Origin of the sequence: Neisseria sp. P0024.S006 (assembly GCF_051956595.1) — a bacterium.
GTDB lineage: Bacteria > Pseudomonadota > Gammaproteobacteria > Burkholderiales > Neisseriaceae > Neisseria.
In genome coordinates this window covers 71,747-88,615 of the sequence record NZ_JBQCXH010000006.1, presented here as the reverse complement: position 1 = coordinate 88,615, position 16,869 = coordinate 71,747, and the positions used below count along the sequence as shown (strand labels likewise).

Below are 16,869 nucleotides of genomic sequence, written 5' to 3'. Positions count from 1 at the left end.
AAATATAAATAAAAGGCCGTCTGAATAAGGCGGCCTTGGGGAGGATTTTAAATATAAGTGGGACGGCGACGTAACAGTGCGGCAACACTGTTACGCCAGCCAAGCAGAGTATGCCTGCATTGACTTCTAAGGCCGCCTTAGTCTCTAGAGACCGAGGCATTCTATCTGATACAGGAGTGGATGCAAATGCAAATCTATCGTGAATTACGCTGTAAGTTTTGTGGGAAATTGCTGGCAAAAGGCAGCGGTTGTGTACAAATAAAGTGCGCTCGTTGTAAAAACATCAATTCTTTCAGCTAATTAATAAATCAAAAGAATGCCTTTGAGCATCATATTAAATCTGATTTAGAGCATCTGCCATAATTTAGGAGTATATATGATGCAAAAAATGCAACAGACATTACCTATTATCCCCTGGATGGGTGGCAAACGTCGTTTGGCAAAACATCTTTTGCCCATGTTCCCCGAGCATTCTTGTTATGTTGAATTGTTTTCCGGTGGTGCAGCATTATTCTTTATGCGCCCGATTCCTGCAAAAGTTGAGGTGCTCAACGATATCAACGGACAGCTTATCAATCTCTATCGTGTGGTACAACACCATTTCGACGAGTTCGTCCGTCAGTTCGAGTGGACGCTGACCAGCCGCGAGACATTCTCCTGCCTGCAAAACACGCCGCCTGAATGCATGACAGATATTCAACGTGCCGCTCGTTTCTTCTACCTTCAACACAACGCCTTCGGCGGCAAAACCGTCCATCAGCATTTTGGTACAGCTACCACGTCAAAAGCATGGGATGCATCTCAGATTGAGGTTAAATTAAAGGCTGCTAAAGACCGTTTAAAAGGTGTTTATATAGAGAATGAATCATGGGATCGTTGCTTCAAACGATATGACCGTGAGCACACCTTCTTCTATGCAGCCCCACCATATTGGCAGACCGCAGGCTATGACCAATCATTTGGCTGGGAGCAGTATGAATTACTGGCCAAGGTAATGGCAGAGAGTAAGGGTAAGGTCATGCTATCCATTAATGACCACCCTGATATCAGGGAATTGTTTAAAGATTTCCGTATCACTCAACTTGAATTGGCTTATACGGTCGGAAGAAATAAAACTGGTAAAGCCAGTGGAGAGTTGGTCGTATGTAATTGGTAAAATAAAAAGCGACGGTATCGTCGCTTTTGTTTTCATTTCTGAATTGCAATTTATTTGGCACAGTCGATATTTTTAAAAGTGTCAAAATTTCCGCGAAACTATGACAAATCCGCCGCGACCTTACAGTTTTCCAGGACTTTTCACGATAATTCTATTATTAAATATCTGTATTTGAATATCATCTGCTATTGAATAATCTCTATGAATTACAGCATTTACCAATATTTCCCAAATCGTTTCAGGTGGATAATTTATCTTCTCAAGTCCAGAAGATCCCATAATTTGGATACCATCCATCACTTTTTTAATAGTTGCAGCAGCAGCTTGGATCTGTTCATGTAAACTACCTTCAATAGTGAACTGTTCCTTCAAGTGAATTCTCTCTGGAATTATTTCTGATGTATCATATCTTGCAATTTTTATTGCACATCTCGTAGGAAAAATAGGAGTAGGTTCATCACAAAATAATAATATCCCAGCAGCTCTTGGTTTTTCTGTGCTTCTATCTAGTAAATTTTGTTTTTTTAAAAAATTTTTTGAATCTATATGTGGTGAAACGTCTTGCAAAAATAATTTAATTTCTTCCGAATTTTCAACATCTTCAATAGTTGAATCTTCAATAACTTTATCTTCAAAAGAAGCTGCTCCTTTTGAAAAGGCTAATTCTTGTATTTTTGGCTGATCCTTAAGCAATAAGGATTGAGCAGATTTACGAACATACACTTCTTTAGATGCTGTCTGATGAACACTAACTCCTTTTTCTACCTGAATAGATAATACCATTGTTTTATCAGGTGATCTTAGGAATTCGGCTTCATAAGTTATTGAAGGAGAGATTTCAGAAAGATTCTGAAATACTGCATTAAAAGCTTCAATATTAAGTAATCCTTGCCATCTATTTTGTGGATATATATTTTCTTTTTTATCAGCAATACCAATAATAAACTCACCACCATCAGCATTTGCAAATGCTACTGCAATTTTCTGTATTTTCTTGCCATCTATGTCAGATGATTTATAATCAAAAAAATGTGATTCATCACGACTACATAATTGAACTACTTCATCAATATTTAAATCTTTTATTTGATAATTACTCATCACTAAACTCCATATAGACAATAACAAATTATAAAACCACCTTCAAATACTTCCCAGTATAACTCCCCTTCACCTTCGCCACCTGCTCGGGGCTACCTTTCGCAATAATCCTGCCCCCACCATCACCGCCTTCCGGCCCTAAGTCGACAATCCAATCCGCAGTTTTAATCACATCCAGATTATGCTCGATAATCACTATTGAGTTGCCTTTGCCTTTCAGACGACCTATGACTTCCAGCAGTAGGGCGATGTCGGCGAAGTGTAGGCCGGTGGTGGGTTCGTCGAGGATATAGAGCGTTCTGCCGGTGTCGCGTTTGGAGAGTTCCAAGGCGAGTTTGACGCGCTGGGCTTCGCCGCCGGAGAGGGTGGTGGCGGACTGGCCGAGGCGGATGTAGCCGAGGCCTACGTCCATCAGGGTTTGCAGTTTGCGCGATACGGTGGGGACGGCGTCGAAAAATTCGCGGGCTTCTTCGACGGTCATGTCGAGGACTTGACTGATGTTTTTGCCTTTGTATTGGATTTCGAGGGTTTCGCGGTTGTAGCGTTTGCCGTGGCAGACTTCGCAGGGGACGTACACGTCGGGCAGGAAGTGCATTTCGACTTTAATCACGCCGTCGCCTTGGCAGGCTTCGCAGCGGCCGCCTTTGACGTTGAAGGAGAATCTGCCGACGTTGTAGCCGCGTTCGCGCGAGAGGGGGACACCGGCGAAGAGTTCGCGGATGGGGGTGAACAGGCCGGTGTAGGTGGCGGGGTTGGAGCGCGGGGTGCGGCCGATGGGGGATTGGTCGACGTTGATGACTTTGTCGAGGTGTTCGAGGCCGTGGATGTCGTCGTATGGGGCGGGTTCTTCTTGGGCACGGTTGAGTTCGCGGGCGGTGATTTTGGCGAGGGTGTCGTTAATCAGGGTGGATTTGCCGCTGCCGGATACGCCTGTGATGCAGGTAATCAAACCGAGCGGCAGCTCGAGAGTAACGTTTTTGAGGTTGTTGCCGCGCGCGCCTTTGAGGACGAGCATTCTGTCGGGATTGACGGGCGTGCGTTCAGACGGCACGGCAATGGATTTCTTGCCGCTGAGGTATTGTCCGGTAACGGATTTTTCGCATTTGGCGACGTTTTCGGGCGTGTCGGCAATCAGTACGTTGCCGCCGTGTTCGCCCGCGCCGGGGCCCATATCGACCACGAAATCGGCTTCGCGGATGGCGTCTTCGTCGTGTTCGACCACAATCACGCTGTTGCCCAAATCGCGCAGGCGTTTGAGGGTGGCGAGCAGGCGGTCGTTGTCGCGTTGGTGCAGGCCGATGGAGGGTTCGTCCAAAACGTACATCACGCCGGTCAGGCCGCTGCCGATTTGGCTGGCGAGGCGGATGCGCTGGGCTTCGCCGCCGGAAAGGGTTTCGGCGGAGCGGCTTAAATTCAGGTAATCCAGCCCGACGTTAATCAGGAAGCCGAGCCGCTCGGTGATTTCTTTGAGGATTTTCTCGGCGATTTGTTTTTTGTTGCCGTCCAAATCCAGCGTTTCGAAGAATTGGTGGGTTTTGGTCAGCGGCCAGGCGGAGACTTCATGCAGCGGTTCGCCGCTGACGTAAACGTAGCGCGCTTCTTTGCGCAAACGTGCGCCGCCGCAGCTCGGGCAGGCGCGGTGGTTTTGGTATTCGCGCAGTTTTTCGCGCACGGTTTCGCTGTCGGTTTCGCGGTAGCGGCGTTCGAGATTGGGGATGATGCCTTCGAAGGCGTGGCTGCGGTTGAAGGTGGTGCCGCGTTCGGACAGGTAGGTGAAGTCGATGACTTCTTTGCCCGAACCGTGTAACACGACTTTTTTCACTTTTTCCGGTAGGCTTTCCCAAGCGGCGTTGACATCAAATTTATAATGATGCGCCAACGATTGAATCATTTGGAAATAGAATTGGTTGCGTTTGTCCCAGCCGTCAATCGCGCCTGCTGCTAAGGATAATTCGGGATGTGCGACCACTTTTTCGGGATCGAAGAAGTTAGTATTGCCCAAGCCGTCGCAAGTCGGGCAGGAGCCCATCGGGTTGTTGAACGAAAACAGGCGCGGCTCTAATTCAGGCAGGCTGTACGAACACACGGGGCAGGCGAAACGCGCGGAAAACCAATGCTCTTCGCCGCTGTCCATTTCCATTGCCAGCGCGCGCTCGTTGCCGTGACGCAGCGCGGTTTCAAAACTTTCCGCCAGACGTTGTTTGATGTCGGCTTTTACTTTCACGCGGTCGATGACGACATCGATATTGTGCTTAATGTTTTTTTCCAGCTTCGGCACTTCGTCCAACTGATAGACCTCGCCGTCCACACGTACACGCGCAAAGCCCTGAGCCTGCAAGTCGGCAAAGAAATCGACAAACTCACCCTTACGTTCGCGCACAGCCGGCGCAAGAATCATCACGCGTGTGTCTTCCGGCAGCTTCAAGACGGCATCGACCATCTGCGATACGGTCTGGCTCGACAGCGGCAAATTGTGTTCGGGACAATACGGCGTACCGACGCGTGCGTATAAAAGGCGTAGGTAATCGTGGATTTCTGTAACCGTGCCGACGGTGGAACGCGGATTGTGGCTGGTGGATTTTTGCTCGATGGAAATTGCAGGCGACAGGCCTTCAATCAAATCGACATCGGGTTTGTCCATCATCTGCAAAAACTGACGGGCATAGGCGGAAAGGCTTTCAACATAACGGCGTTGGCCTTCGGCATATAAAGTATCAAACGCCAGCGACGATTTGCCGCTGCCTGACAATCCTGTTACCACCACGAGCTTGTGGCGCGGAATATCCAAATCGACGTTTTTTAAATTATGCGTGCGCGCGCCGCGGATGCGGATGGTGTCATTATCGTGTGAATGTTTGGGATGATGGTTGCACATAGTGTCAGGCCGTCTGAAAAATAAAATAAATGGCTATTGTAGCACTTTTCAAATGTCAGACTGGATAGATAAAGCTTTTGATATATATAAAAGAAACAAAAAGGCCGTCTGAAAATGTGTTTTCAGACGGCCTTGATATAGATGAATCAGCTTATCAGTCGATTTTGCGGAGAATTTCGCGCAGGGCTTTTTGCCAGTCGGACGGTTTGATACCAAACTCAGTCTCCAGGCGTGAGCAATCCATGATGCTGTATGCCGGACGTGGGGCAGGCAGGGGATATTGATCGGTGGTAATCGCGTTCAGTTCCGGAATGCGGAAGCTGTCGTCTAATTGTTGGGCCGTCTGAAAGATGGCTTTGGTAAATTCGTACCATGTTGCCGATTTATTGCCACAGTAATGGAATATGCCGCGTGGGGAGGTGGGTTGTTGTAATAATTCAATAATGGCGTGTGCCAAATCGCCTGCATAAGTCGGACAGCCGGTTTGGTCGTGAACGACGGAGAGGGAATCGCGTTCTTTGGCAAGGCGCAACATGGTTTTGACGAAATTGTTGCCGTATTCGCTAAACAGCCATGAGGTGCGAATAATAATGCTTTCAGGATGCGCAGCTAAAGCCAAAAGCTCGCCCGCTACTTTGGATTGACCGTAAGTGCTGCGCGGATTGGTGTAGTCGGTTTCGCGGTAAGGGCGTTTGCCTTCGCCGTCGAATACATAGTCGGTGGAAATATGGATAAAGCGGGCATGCGCGGCGCGGGCGGCTGCGGCTAAGTTGTGAACAGCACTTGCGTTGACGGCAAAAGCAGCTTCAGCGTTTTCTTCTGCTTTATCAACGGCAGTGTAAGCTGCGGCATTAACGATGGCATCGGGTTGGAAATTTTTGATCATATGATGCACAGCTTCAGTATCGGTAATGTCCAGTGAAGTCGAATCGGTAGCAATCAGTTCCCAATCTTCGGGCAGGCGGTCGCGCAGACAACGGGCAAGCTGGCCTTTGGCTCCGGTCAATAAAGTACGCATGGTTGAGTATCTCCTCTGATGGCTGTTAAATAGGTGTCTGCGTCATTATAGTGTAAGTACGGCAAATTCACATTATTAGCATCGAACAAAATACCAACAGGGCTGTATTTGAGTAAGTAGTCAATATTATCTACCCATAATGTAACTATTTATCAATATTTTAATAATATACTATAACTATAGTTAAAATATAGATTTTAACTATATGAATTAAGCAGTTATATTGGTTAAGAGATTGTGAATCAACGTTAATGTTTTATGATTATTAGGATAATGGTATTTAAAAATGGGGGAGCTTCTGTCCTTTTGTCGGTAAATTCTACCGTTTGATATTTTTGAGTAAATTTTTTGCAAAATATTACTAAAATAATAATTGGGCAAGGGCGGATTTGCTCGTTCCGTCAACCCAATATTTTATTAACTTTTGGGAGTAATTATTATGGCATACTGTTACGGGGGGTATTATACTAGACCCCTGGTTAGTTCTTACTGCGCTCCTGCGCCTAAGGCTTCCTACTCTTCTTACTACTGCGCTCCTGCAGCAAAATCTTCTGTTTCTATCGGCAGCATTGCTAGCATTGCCAGCGTCGGCGTGTCAGTAGTTAACGCGGTAACCGGTCTGGTTTCTGCTATTGCGGCTTTCTGCCCACCGGCAAAAACGCCTAACTACAAATGTGTTCCGGTTTGCCCACCTTACAACTGCGATCCAATCAAACCGATCCCATGTCCAAAACCACAACCTAAACCTCAGCCTAAGCCTCAACCAAAACCTGAGCCTAAACCTGAGCCACAACCAGAACCGCAACCAGAACCAAAACCACAACCAAAACCTGAGCCTAAGCCAGAACCAAAACCTGAGCCGAAACCAGAACCTAAGCCAGAGCCAAAACCTGAGCCTAAACCAGAACCCAAACCGGATTGCAAAGATTGTAAAGACGATCACAATCAAGACAATTCATACGGTCACGAAGATAAAAACCCTGGTAATGTCATCCGAGCTGAAGACTGCAAAGACGGCAACGTTATCCGCGGTACTGATGCTAAAGATACCATTTACGGTACTGCTTGCGAAGACATCATCTACGGTGGCAACGGTACAGACGTAATCTACGCCGGTGCCGGTAACGACACCATTTACGGCGATGCCGACGGCGACTCTCTGTACGGTGAAGACGGTAAAGACTACCTGCAAGGCGGTGCCGGTAACGACTACCTGAACGGTGGTTCCGGTGCAGACATCATGCGCGGTGGCGATGGTAACGACGTTTACTTCGTTGACAACGTTAACGACCAAGTTATCGAGTACGGCAATGCACACGCCGGTATCGATACTGTCCGTACCGTTATTGACTACACCTTGACCGATCACGTTGAAAACCTGATTTTGCAAGGTATGCAAAACCTGAACGGTACCGGTAACTCTTTGAACAACAACATCGAAGGCAACGGCGGCGACAACCATCTGTACGGTTTGGCCGGTGACGACTGCCTGGTGGGTAAAGACGGTAACGACTACCTCGACGGCGGCGTCGGCAACGACATCCTGATCGGCGGTACCGGTAATGATACTTACTTCTTCGACAAAGGTTACGGTCACGACACTATCCGTGAAGAAAGCGGTAATGACACCTTGTTGTTCGGTAAAGGCGTTGCAGCTTCTGACGTATTGCTGAGCAAATCAGGTGCTAACTTGACTGTTTCTGTTGGTACTAACGACAGCATCACCATCGATGACTGGTTTACCGGTAACGATCACAAAGTTGAAAACTTCAAGTTTGCTGACGGTAGCACTTACCAAGTAACCGGCCACGGCGACTACTACTCTCTGTCTGCTGTGAACCAAATCCAAGATCAGACTCAGGCTCCTGCCATCTGATAGGATGATGGTTTTTAGGGTTTGTCCCTAAAATCAAAGGCTAAGGCCGTCTGAAACCGAGCTATAAGGTTTCAGACGGCCTTTATTTTGTAAACAATCTGACGAAAGATGCTAAATTGGGCTAAAATACCAAATTCTTCTGTTTACCAAAGAGATACCCGAAATGTCTGAAATCAGCTTGAAAAAAATCTACTCCGGCAAAGTCCGCGATTTGTACGAAATTGACGATAAACGTATGTTGATGGTTGCTTCCGACCGTCTGTCTGCATTCGATGTGATTTTGGATGATCCGATTCCGGGTAAAGGGGAGATTCTGACGCAGATTTCCAATTTTTGGTTTAAAAAACTGGCTCATATCATGCCTAACCATTTTACCGGCCAAACGGTTTACGATGTTTTGCCTGAAAACGAAGCTAAAGCTTTGGAGAAACGCGCCGTCGTGGCTAAAAAACTCACTCCGGTGAAAGTGGAGGCCATTGTGCGCGGTTATCTGGCAGGCAGCGGTTGGAAAGATTATCAAAAAACCGGTTCTGTCTGTGGTATTCAACTGCCTGAAGGTATGCAGGAAGCGCAGCAGTTGCCCGAAGTGATTTTTACGCCATCGACCAAAGCTGCAGTCGGCGATCATGATGAAAACATCAGCTTTGAAGAATGCGAACGCATCATCGGCAAAGAGCTGGCGGCGGAAGTACGCGCCAAGGCGATTCAGCTTTATAAGGAAGCGGCCGAATATGCCAAATCCCGCGGTATCATTATTTGCGACACCAAGTTTGAGTTTGGTTTGGACGAAGAGGGTACGCTGACTTTGATGGACGAAGTGTTGACGCCTGACTCCAGCCGTTTTTGGCCTGCCGATCAATACAAAGTCGGCACCAATCCGCCGTCTTTTGACAAACAGTTTGTCCGCGACTGGCTGGAGCAAAGCGGTTGGAACAAAAAAGCGCCTGCGCCTAAAGTGCCTGCCGATGTGATTCAGAAAACGGTCGAGAAATATCAGGAAGCATTGACTTTACTGACACAAGATTGATTTTGAAGACTGAAGGCCGTCTGAAAAGGATATGTTTCAGACGGCCTTTTTATTGTATCAATACTGGATTTTAAGGATGGTTGCCTTTATAATCCGCAATTGTTTTCAGCGTCCGAAAAGGCCGTCTGAAAGCTTGTTTATAACCTGCCGCACGGTCTGAAACCCTAACTATGCACATTCGGATTTTAGTGTGCATTATTAGTGTTTTAGCAGTGCGGTATTTTGAAAGGAACGATGATGTTCAATAAACACGTTAAGACCTTCCAATACGGTAATCAAACCGTTACTTTGGAAACCGGCGAAATTGCCCGCCAAGCCGCTGCTGCCGTTAAAGTATCCATGGGCGATACCGTTGTTTTGGTTGCCGTTACCACCAACAAAGAAGTGAAAGAAGGCCAAGACTTCTTCCCTCTGACTGTCGATTACCTCGAGCGTACTTACGCAGCAGGTAAAATCCCCGGCGGTTTCTTCAAACGCGAAGGCAAACAAAGCGAAAAAGAAATCCTGACCAGCCGTCTGATTGACCGTCCGATTCGTCCTCTGTTCCCAGAAGGTTTCTACCATGACATCCAAATCGTAGCGATGGTGGTGTCTGTTGACCCTGAAATCGATTCTGACATTCCTGCCATGCTGGGCGCTTCTGCTGCGCTGGTGTTGAGCGGCGTACCGTTTGCCGGTCCGATTGGTGCAGCACGCGTGGGTTATGTAAACGGCGTGTACGTTTTGAACCCGACTAAAGCTGAATTGGCGAAATCACAATTGGACTTGGTGGTTGCCGGTACTTCCAAAGCTGTGTTGATGGTGGAATCCGAAGCTGACATCTTGTCTGAAGAAGTGATGCTGGGCGCGGTTGTTTACGGTCACGATCAAATGCAAGCGGCCATTAATGCCATCAATGAGTTTGCCGACGAAGTCAATCCGGAAGTTTGGGATTGGAAAGCACCTGAAACCAATGAAGAATTGGTGGCCAAAGTACGCGAAATTGCCGGCGAAACCATTAAAGAAGCATTCAAAATCCGTCAAAAACAAGCGCGTTCTGCCAAATTGGACGAAGCTTGGAATGCGGTAAAAGAAGCGTTGATTACCGAAGAAACCGACACTTTGGCAGCCAACGAAATCAAAGGCATTTTCAAACACTTGGAAGCCGATGTTGTCCGCAGCCAAATTTTGGACGGCCAACCGCGCATCGACGGTCGCGACACCCGCACCGTCCGTCCGTTGAACATTCAAACCGGCGTATTGCCGCGCACTCACGGTTCTGCACTGTTTACCCGTGGCGAAACCCAAGCTTTGGCGGTTGCAACTTTGGGTACTTCACGTGATGAACAAATCATTGATGCGCTGTCCGGCGAATACACCGACCGCTTCATGCTGCACTACAACTTCCCGCCATACTCTACCGGTGAAGTGGGTCGCGTAGGCGCGCCAAAACGTCGTGAAATCGGTCACGGCCGTTTGGCTAAACGTGCGTTGTTGGCCGTATTGCCAGAACCTGAAGATTTCAGCTACACCATGCGCGTGGTTTCTGAAATTACCGAATCCAACGGCTCTTCCTCTATGGCTTCCGTCTGCGGCGGCTGCTTGAGCCTGCTGTCTGCCGGCGTGCCTTTGAAAGCACACGTTGCCGGTATCGCCATGGGTCTGATTTTGGACAATAACAAATTTGCTGTCCTGACCGACATCTTGGGCGACGAAGACCATTTGGGCGATATGGACTTTAAAGTAGCCGGTACAACCGAAGGTGTGACCGCGCTGCAAATGGACATCAAAATCCAAGGTATTACCAAAGAAATCATGCAAATCGCTTTGGCTCAGGCCAAAGAAGCACGTTTGCACATCTTGGATCAGATGAAAGCCGCCGTTGCAGGCCCGCAAGAGCTGTCTGCACACGCGCCACGCTTGTTCACCATGAAAATCAACCAAGATAAAATCCGTGATGTGATTGGTAAAGGCGGCGAAACCATTCGTTCGATTACTGCTGAAACCGGTACTGAAATCAATATCGCTGAAGACGGTACCATCACAATCGCTGCGACTACTCAAGAAGCAGGCGATGCGGCGAAAAAACGCATCGAAGAAATCACTGCCGAAGTGGAAGTGGGCAAAGTGTACGAAGGTACTGTGGTTAAAATCCTCGACAACAACGTTGGCGCGATTGTCAGCGTGATGCCGGGCAAAGACGGTTTGGTACACATCAGCCAAATCGCCCACGAGCGCGTACGCAATGTCAGCGACTACCTGCAAGTAGGTCAGGTTGTGAACGTGAAAGCATTGGAAGTAGACGACCGCGGCCGCGTACGTCTGTCTATCAAAGCTTTGCTGGAAGCGCCTGCTCGCGAAGAGAAAGCAGCTGAATAATTTGATTGTTCAAGCTTGAAACAAAAGGCCGTCTGAAAATTTCAGACGGCCTTTTGTTTATTTGAATGGTGAATTTAAAAATGGGTTTTGCCTTTACTTTGATAAAAGGGATTACTACAATGTTTGCAATCTAATAAATATATTAATCTCTCAAGGAGTATGCAATGAATGCTACGCAATTAATCAGCCGTCTGACGCAAACCGTCGGCGAAAAATACATCATCACAGACCCGGCAAAAACTGAACAATACCGTCAAGGCTACCGTTTTGGCGAAGGCAAGGCATTGGCGGTTGTCCGTCCGGGTACGGTTTTGGAAATGTGGCAAATTTTGCAGGCGTGTGTTGAGGCTGATGTCATTGTGATTACGCAGGCTGCCAATACTGGTTTGACTGGCGGCTCGACTCCTGACGGCAATGATTACGACCGCGATATCGTGATTGTAAATACCATGCGTCTGAACATCATTCAGCCGATTAATAATAACGAACAAGTTGTCTGCCTGCCTGGTTCTACCCTGAATCAATTGGAGCTGTTGCTGAAACCTTTAGGCCGTGAGCCGCACTCCGTGATAGGCTCGTCCTGTATCGGCGCATCCGTATTGGGCGGCGTATGTAATAACTCCGGTGGCGCTTTGGTACAGCGTGGCCCGGCTTATACGGAAATGGCCCTGTTTGCGCAAATCAACGATGAGGGCAAACTAGAGCTGGTCAACCATCTGGGCATTGATTTGGGTGAAACCCCTGAAGAAATTCTGACCAACCTGCAAGGTTTCCATTATCAGAAAAAAGACATTGTTCAAAATGCAGGCAAAGGGCATGACCATGCGTACTGCGATCATGTCCGCCAAGTGAATGAACCGACTGCCGCCCGTTTTAATGCCGACCCTGCGCGTCACTATGAAGCATCAGGTTGCGCGGGCAAGCTGATGGTGTTTGCCGTACGCTTAGATACTTTTCCGCAAGAAAAACAGACTGCCGTCTTCTATATCGGCACCAATGATATTAATGAGCTGACCGATATTCGCCGCGCCGCTTTGAGCGAGTTTAAAAACCTGCCTATTTCCGGTGAGTATATCCATCGTCATGCTTTTGATATTGCTGCCGTTTATGGCAAAGATACGTTTTATATCATCAAGACGTTCGGTACCCACCAACTTCCGAAACTGTTTGATCTGAAAGCCCGTGTGGATAGATTCAGCAAAAAGATAAGTTTCTTGCCGAAACACTTCTCTGATAAATTCATGCAACTGATCAGTAAGATTTTGCCTGATCACTTGCCGAAGTCTATGCGCAACTATCGCGACAAATACGAACACCATTTGATCTTGAAAATGGGTGGCGAGGGCGTAGAAGAAGCGCGTGCTTTCTTGAAAGAATATTTTGCAACCCATGGCGGTGCATTCTTCGAATGTAATGCCGAAGAAACGCAGGCGGCCATGCTGCATCGCTTTGCTGTGGCTTCTGCCGCGATCCGTTACCGTTCTGTACATGATGATGAAGTAGAGGATTTGGTTGCACTCGATATCGCCTTGCGCCGTGATGATCGTGATTGGTTTGAAACCCTGCCGCCCGAAATCGACAATAAAATTATCCATAAATTGTATTACGGACATTTTATGTGTCATGTGTTCCATCAGGACTACATCATTAAAAAAGGCAACGACTGCATGGCTTTGGAACATGAAATGCTCCATCTGCTTGACCAACGCGGTGCGCAATATCCTGCCGAGCATAATGTCGGTCATCTGTATGAAGCGAAGCCAGAGTTGAAACAGTTCTATAAAAAACTCGACCCGACCAACAGCTTCAACCCCGGTATCGGTAAAACCAGTAAGAAGAAAAACTGGGCAGAATAAAGCATAGTTAAAATAAAGGCCGTCTGAATATTTCAGACGGCCTTTTTATATGTTTGCTTGTCAGAACAGGTTACTGATGAAAATCAGCAGAATCACCAACGGCACGAGGTATTTCACATAGGTAAACCAGATATTGACGGTGGTATGGTTGCCTTTGTAGAGCAATTCGTCCTTCGCTTCATCTTTCATCACGAAGCCGACAAACAAGGCAGAGCCAAGCGCGGTCAGCATAAACAGGATGTTGCCGCTGATATAGTCAAAGGCATCAAAAATGTTTTTACCAAACACGGAAATATCTTTCCATGGGCCGTAGCTCAAGATGGAAGGAATATTGCCGAAGATGAAGATGGCGGCCAAGACAATCGTAATCGCGGCGGTACGGCGGATTTTGGTTTTCTCCTGAATCGTCGTAATCAACACTTCATAAATCGTCAGCGAAGTCGTCAGCGCGGCAATCAGGAGCAGCGAGAAGAAAATCACGGCGAACACAGGTCCTGCCCACATATTCGAGAACACGATCGGCAGGCTTTGGAATACCAAAGTCGGGCCGGAATTAGGGGCAACGCCGAAGCTGAAGAGCGACGGGAAAATCATAAAGCCCGCCAACACGGCGATGATGGTATTGGTAATGGCGGTAATGACTGCCGTCTGAACCAGATTTTCGTTTTTATCCAGATAGCTGGACAAGGTAATCATCACGCCGAAACCCAAGCTCAAGGCGAAGAATACTTGACCTAAAACGAAGACGAAAAGTTCGGCAGTAATCTTGCTGAAATCAGGCTTCAGATAGAAAGTAATTCCTTCCATTGCGCCCGGCAGGGTAACGTTGCGCACGACCATGGCAATCAGGAACAAAAACAGTAGCGGCATCAGGTATTTTGCCGCTTTTTCAATACCGCCGATGACGCCTTTGACCAAAATCCATTGGTTTACGACCACAAACAAGAAAGTGTAAAAGGCAATTTCCCAAGGGCTGTTTTCGATGTGTTCGGTAAAGAAGCTTTTGGTAACTTCGCCGGAAACCGGACTGGAAATGTCCAAATTGCCGCCGATGATATTGACGATGTAACTGATGACCCAGCCGCCGAGCACCATGTAATAGGCCATGATGCCGAATGCGCCGAGCAGGCCCATCCAACCGACCGCTTTCCAAACTTTGGCAACAGGTTTGCCGTTCATCGAACCGCCGAACGCATCCAGCGCGTTCACGCCTTTACGGCGGCCGATGACGTTTTCCACCAAAATCATCGGAATACCGATGACCAGCATGGCGATACAGAATAAAAACACATACGCGCCGCCGCCGTTTTCACCGACCAAATACGGGAAACGCCACGTTGCACCAAAGCCGACAGTCGCGCCGGCAACGGTAAGGATGTAAGTCAAACGGTTGGACCAAGTTTGACGGGGTTGATTGGAAGACATAAAAACTCAGATACATGAAAATAAAGACAACATTTTACCGCAAAGATTTAACGAATCTTGACTAAAGTCTGAAAAGAATGTTAGGTAAAAAAACTATTTAATGAAGAATTTTTAGTGAGTCTTTCTAGTCTGCTTGATATGGAAACGTGTAAACAGAGAATTCGGCTAAGGTAATATTGAATAAACGGTATCAGCAGAGGCCGTCTGAATGGCATACGTTTATATCTGTTTGGATAGCCGACAGCGCTCTTTTTATGAAACGATTTATTTGAAATTGAACGGGTTTGGATGGGTGCAGTAGAAATCGGAAACTAAGTGGGAATAATGGCAAGCAATGAATAGGGTTGCACGGTTTGGAAATGATGGGCTTTGATAAGGAGAGGCCGTCTGAAAGTACATTTGCAGACCTGCCGAATTTTAGATAAAAAAAACCATCTATACTAAGGGGAAAGTATAGATGGCCAAACACATTACGGGGAAAACGTCTTACTCACTTACTCACTTCTCTCGAAGCAAGTGTTACTCAGACAGGCGAATTATACAATAGTTCAGTCCTTCTAGTGTTAAATTCTGTTAAATAAAAATAATAAGGTTTAGATGGTTGATTTTAAATAAATTAAAAATCCATTTTGTTTAAAAAAATATCTCAAAATTTTGGAATTTTTTTAGATTTGGATGAATTTCCATTCTCCGGCGGCCAAATCGTCGATATTCCAGTCGCCGAATTGTTCACGGTGGAGCTGCTCGACACGGTTGCCTGCGGCTGCGACCATGCGCTTGACCTGATGGTATTTGCCCTCGGTAATGGTCATCATCAATGTGTTTGGGTCGGCCAACACTGCTTCGGCGGCAGCGACGGTTTCATTATCGTCATGCAGGAGGACGCCGTTTTTCAACGTAGCGCAAAGGGTATCGTCGGCAGGATGCTTCAAGGTAACGCGGTAGAGCTTCGGAACTTTGTGTTTGGGCGAAGTAACGCGGTGGTTAAATTGCCCGTCGTTGGTAATCAGAATAATGCCGGTTGTGTCTGCATCCAAGCGGCCGACTGCCTGCATATCGATATTGCGCATATGGTCGGGAAAAAGGCTGAAGATGCTCGGATATTGCTGGGGTTTGTGCGAAGTTTCGTAATCCGCAGGCTTATGGAGCAAAATGTAGAAATAGGGCATGGGTACGGCGGCAATCTCTTCGCCGTCAACAGACAGGGTATGCACTTGAGACGGGTCGATATCGTCTTTGGCACGATTATGAATTTCGCCGTTGATGGCGATACAGTCATTGTCTATCAGCCACTGGCATTGCTTGCGGCTGCCGAGACCCTGCGATTGGATGTATTTGAGCAGTTGCATGGTTGAAAAGTAGGAAATGTTCAGACGGCCTTTATTGTACTGGAAAACCGGTTTTGAGGCCGTCTGAAAAGCAGAGGCAAAAAAATCGCCCCTTTAAAATGTTAAGGGGCGCAAAAGGAACACAAACCACTACCAAAAACTGTTACAGGGCAAATTCTCCTATTTGATGTGTTGCCGGATAAAGTGCTTTCATCAAGTCATGTGGTGAAAGCGAGAAATCTTCGCTGTTTGTCGTCAGACGGCCTTGCTGAGGCGTAAGCTCGAGCAATCGGGCGTTTGCCGACTGGATGAACTTGTTTTTCGTGCGCTGCATTTTTCTTTGCAGGGCGGAAACAACGCGGTTGTACAGACTGTCTTTTTGTTTGACTTCGCGTGTATCGGCCACCCAGCTTAAGCGCGTATTGCCGTCTTCATCTTCAATCAGCAGGATGCCGGTTTCTGATTGGGGCGATTTGCCCATGCAAGGAAGCCAAACATAATAGCGGCCATCTAAAGTAATGAATACTGCGTCGTGTACTTCGCACTCATCGCAACATTTGGTGGCGATTAAAGAGCGGATGGCTTGTTGGTGCAGTCTCAGAATGTCAAGGGAGACTTGCTTAAAAATACTTTCGGGCATTTTCTTCTCCTTTCATTCTGTGGTGCGGTTGTTTCGTTTCGATGGGTTGTATTATACGGAGATTTTTTAAATTTGCAAATGATAATTGTTCCTATTATTTAAATAATAAGTAAGGTATTCATTATTAAAGAAATTAAATTTAAAAAATTTTGTAGAAATTGGGTTTTCTACTCAAAATTGGAGTAATAGCTGGCCAATAGATGAAAAAA

At 47.0% G+C, this 16,869-nt stretch carries 12 protein-coding genes; 6 read left to right on the top strand and 6 right to left on the bottom strand.

Annotated features, from left to right (window positions below; all coding sequences use genetic code 11):
• Nucleotides 1-180 precede the first annotated feature (180 nt).
• Together ACTHUF_RS10675 and ACTHUF_RS10670 are read left to right on the top strand one after the other, a co-directional pair.
• Complete coding sequence (locus ACTHUF_RS10675; protein ID WP_311457636.1) at nt 181-300, top strand: zinc finger domain-containing protein; 120 nt, start codon at nt 181-183, stop codon at nt 298-300.
• Between the two features lie 76 nt (nt 301-376).
• Nucleotides 377-1,156: a DNA adenine methylase gene (locus ACTHUF_RS10670; RefSeq protein WP_371489934.1), complete on the top strand. Its 780-nt coding sequence runs from the start codon at nt 377-379 to the stop codon at nt 1,154-1,156.
• A gap of 120 nt (nt 1,157-1,276) precedes the next feature.
• Here the strand turns inward: ACTHUF_RS10670 and ACTHUF_RS10665 are convergent, their stop codons facing one another.
• The 3 genes from ACTHUF_RS10665 to rfbD form a co-directional block, all read right to left on the bottom strand.
• The gene (locus ACTHUF_RS10665; protein ID WP_440407661.1) at nt 1,277-2,257 is read right to left on the bottom strand and encodes an AlbA family DNA-binding domain-containing protein; all 981 of its coding nucleotides are present in this window, start codon (nt 2,255-2,257) and stop codon (nt 1,277-1,279) included.
• A 28-nt stretch (nt 2,258-2,285) separates the two neighbouring features.
• The gene (uvrA, locus tag ACTHUF_RS10660) at nt 2,286-5,132 is read right to left on the bottom strand and encodes an excinuclease ABC subunit UvrA (RefSeq protein WP_440407659.1); all 2,847 of its coding nucleotides are present in this window, start codon (nt 5,130-5,132) and stop codon (nt 2,286-2,288) included.
• Nucleotides 5,133-5,286: 154 nt separating this feature from the next.
• Entirely contained in the window at nt 5,287-6,150 is an 864-nt protein-coding gene (rfbD, locus tag ACTHUF_RS10655) for a dTDP-4-dehydrorhamnose reductase (RefSeq protein ID WP_107810488.1), read from the bottom strand.
• Between the two features lie 439 nt (nt 6,151-6,589).
• Between rfbD and ACTHUF_RS10650 the strand changes: the two genes are divergently transcribed.
• The 4 genes from ACTHUF_RS10650 to dld all read left to right on the top strand — a co-directional run bounded on the left by ACTHUF_RS10650 (nt 6,590) and on the right by dld (nt 13,267).
• A complete protein-coding gene (locus ACTHUF_RS10650; protein WP_440407658.1) occupies nt 6,590-8,026 on the top strand; it encodes a calcium-binding protein in 1,437 nt (478 codons plus the stop codon).
• 163 nt (nt 8,027-8,189) lie between these two features.
• Nucleotides 8,190-9,053 carry a phosphoribosylaminoimidazolesuccinocarboxamide synthase gene (locus tag ACTHUF_RS10645; protein WP_107810487.1) on the top strand — a complete coding sequence of 288 codons (864 nt, stop codon included), beginning with the start codon at nt 8,190-8,192 and terminating at the stop codon, nt 9,051-9,053.
• Nucleotides 9,054-9,287: 234 nt separating this feature from the next.
• On the top strand, nt 9,288-11,411 hold the full coding sequence (gene pnp / locus ACTHUF_RS10640) for a polyribonucleotide nucleotidyltransferase (RefSeq protein ID WP_315093629.1): 2,124 nt from the start codon (nt 9,288-9,290) through the stop codon (nt 11,409-11,411).
• A 164-nt stretch (nt 11,412-11,575) separates the two neighbouring features.
• A complete protein-coding gene (dld, locus tag ACTHUF_RS10635; RefSeq protein WP_107811007.1) occupies nt 11,576-13,267 on the top strand; it encodes a D-lactate dehydrogenase in 1,692 nt (563 codons plus the stop codon).
• Nucleotides 13,268-13,327: 60 nt separating this feature from the next.
• On the opposite strand, the gene ACTHUF_RS10630 is transcribed toward dld, so the two are convergent.
• From ACTHUF_RS10630 to ACTHUF_RS10620, 3 genes are all read right to left on the bottom strand, one after another.
• Nucleotides 13,328-14,692, bottom strand: coding sequence for a sodium-dependent transporter (locus tag ACTHUF_RS10630; protein ID WP_440407655.1), 1,365 nt, complete (start codon nt 14,690-14,692; stop codon nt 13,328-13,330).
• Between the two features lie 665 nt (nt 14,693-15,357).
• Complete coding sequence (locus ACTHUF_RS10625) at nt 15,358-16,041, bottom strand: 16S rRNA pseudouridine(516) synthase (RefSeq protein WP_315093624.1); 684 nt, start codon at nt 16,039-16,041, stop codon at nt 15,358-15,360.
• A gap of 142 nt (nt 16,042-16,183) precedes the next feature.
• The gene (locus ACTHUF_RS10620; RefSeq protein WP_003746951.1) at nt 16,184-16,660 is read right to left on the bottom strand and encodes a hypothetical protein; all 477 of its coding nucleotides are present in this window, start codon (nt 16,658-16,660) and stop codon (nt 16,184-16,186) included.
• Nucleotides 16,661-16,869: the final 209 nt, after the last annotated feature.

Coding starts and splice junctions, on each gene's coding strand:
- ACTHUF_RS10670 (WP_371489934.1), top strand. CDS start 377: ATGATGCAAAAAATGCAACAGACATTACCTATTATCCCCTGGATGGGT.
- ACTHUF_RS10665 (WP_440407661.1), bottom strand. CDS start 2,257: ATGAGTAATTATCAAATAAAAGATTTAAATATTGATGAAGTAGTTCAA.
- ACTHUF_RS10650 (WP_440407658.1), top strand. CDS start 6,590: ATGGCATACTGTTACGGGGGGTATTATACTAGACCCCTGGTTAGTTCT.
- pnp (WP_315093629.1), top strand. CDS start 9,288: ATGATGTTCAATAAACACGTTAAGACCTTCCAATACGGTAATCAAACC.
- ACTHUF_RS10645 (WP_107810487.1), top strand. CDS start 8,190: ATGTCTGAAATCAGCTTGAAAAAAATCTACTCCGGCAAAGTCCGCGAT.
- ACTHUF_RS10625 (WP_315093624.1), bottom strand. CDS start 16,041: ATGCAACTGCTCAAATACATCCAATCGCAGGGTCTCGGCAGCCGCAAG.
- dld (WP_107811007.1), top strand. CDS start 11,576: ATGAATGCTACGCAATTAATCAGCCGTCTGACGCAAACCGTCGGCGAA.
- ACTHUF_RS10630 (WP_440407655.1), bottom strand. CDS start 14,692: ATGTCTTCCAATCAACCCCGTCAAACTTGGTCCAACCGTTTGACTTAC.
- ACTHUF_RS10675 (WP_311457636.1), top strand. CDS start 181: ATGCAAATGCAAATCTATCGTGAATTACGCTGTAAGTTTTGTGGGAAA.
- ACTHUF_RS10620 (WP_003746951.1), bottom strand. CDS start 16,660: ATGCCCGAAAGTATTTTTAAGCAAGTCTCCCTTGACATTCTGAGACTG.
- rfbD (WP_107810488.1), bottom strand. CDS start 6,150: ATGCGTACTTTATTGACCGGAGCCAAAGGCCAGCTTGCCCGTTGTCTG.
- uvrA (WP_440407659.1), bottom strand. CDS start 5,132: ATGTGCAACCATCATCCCAAACATTCACACGATAATGACACCATCCGC.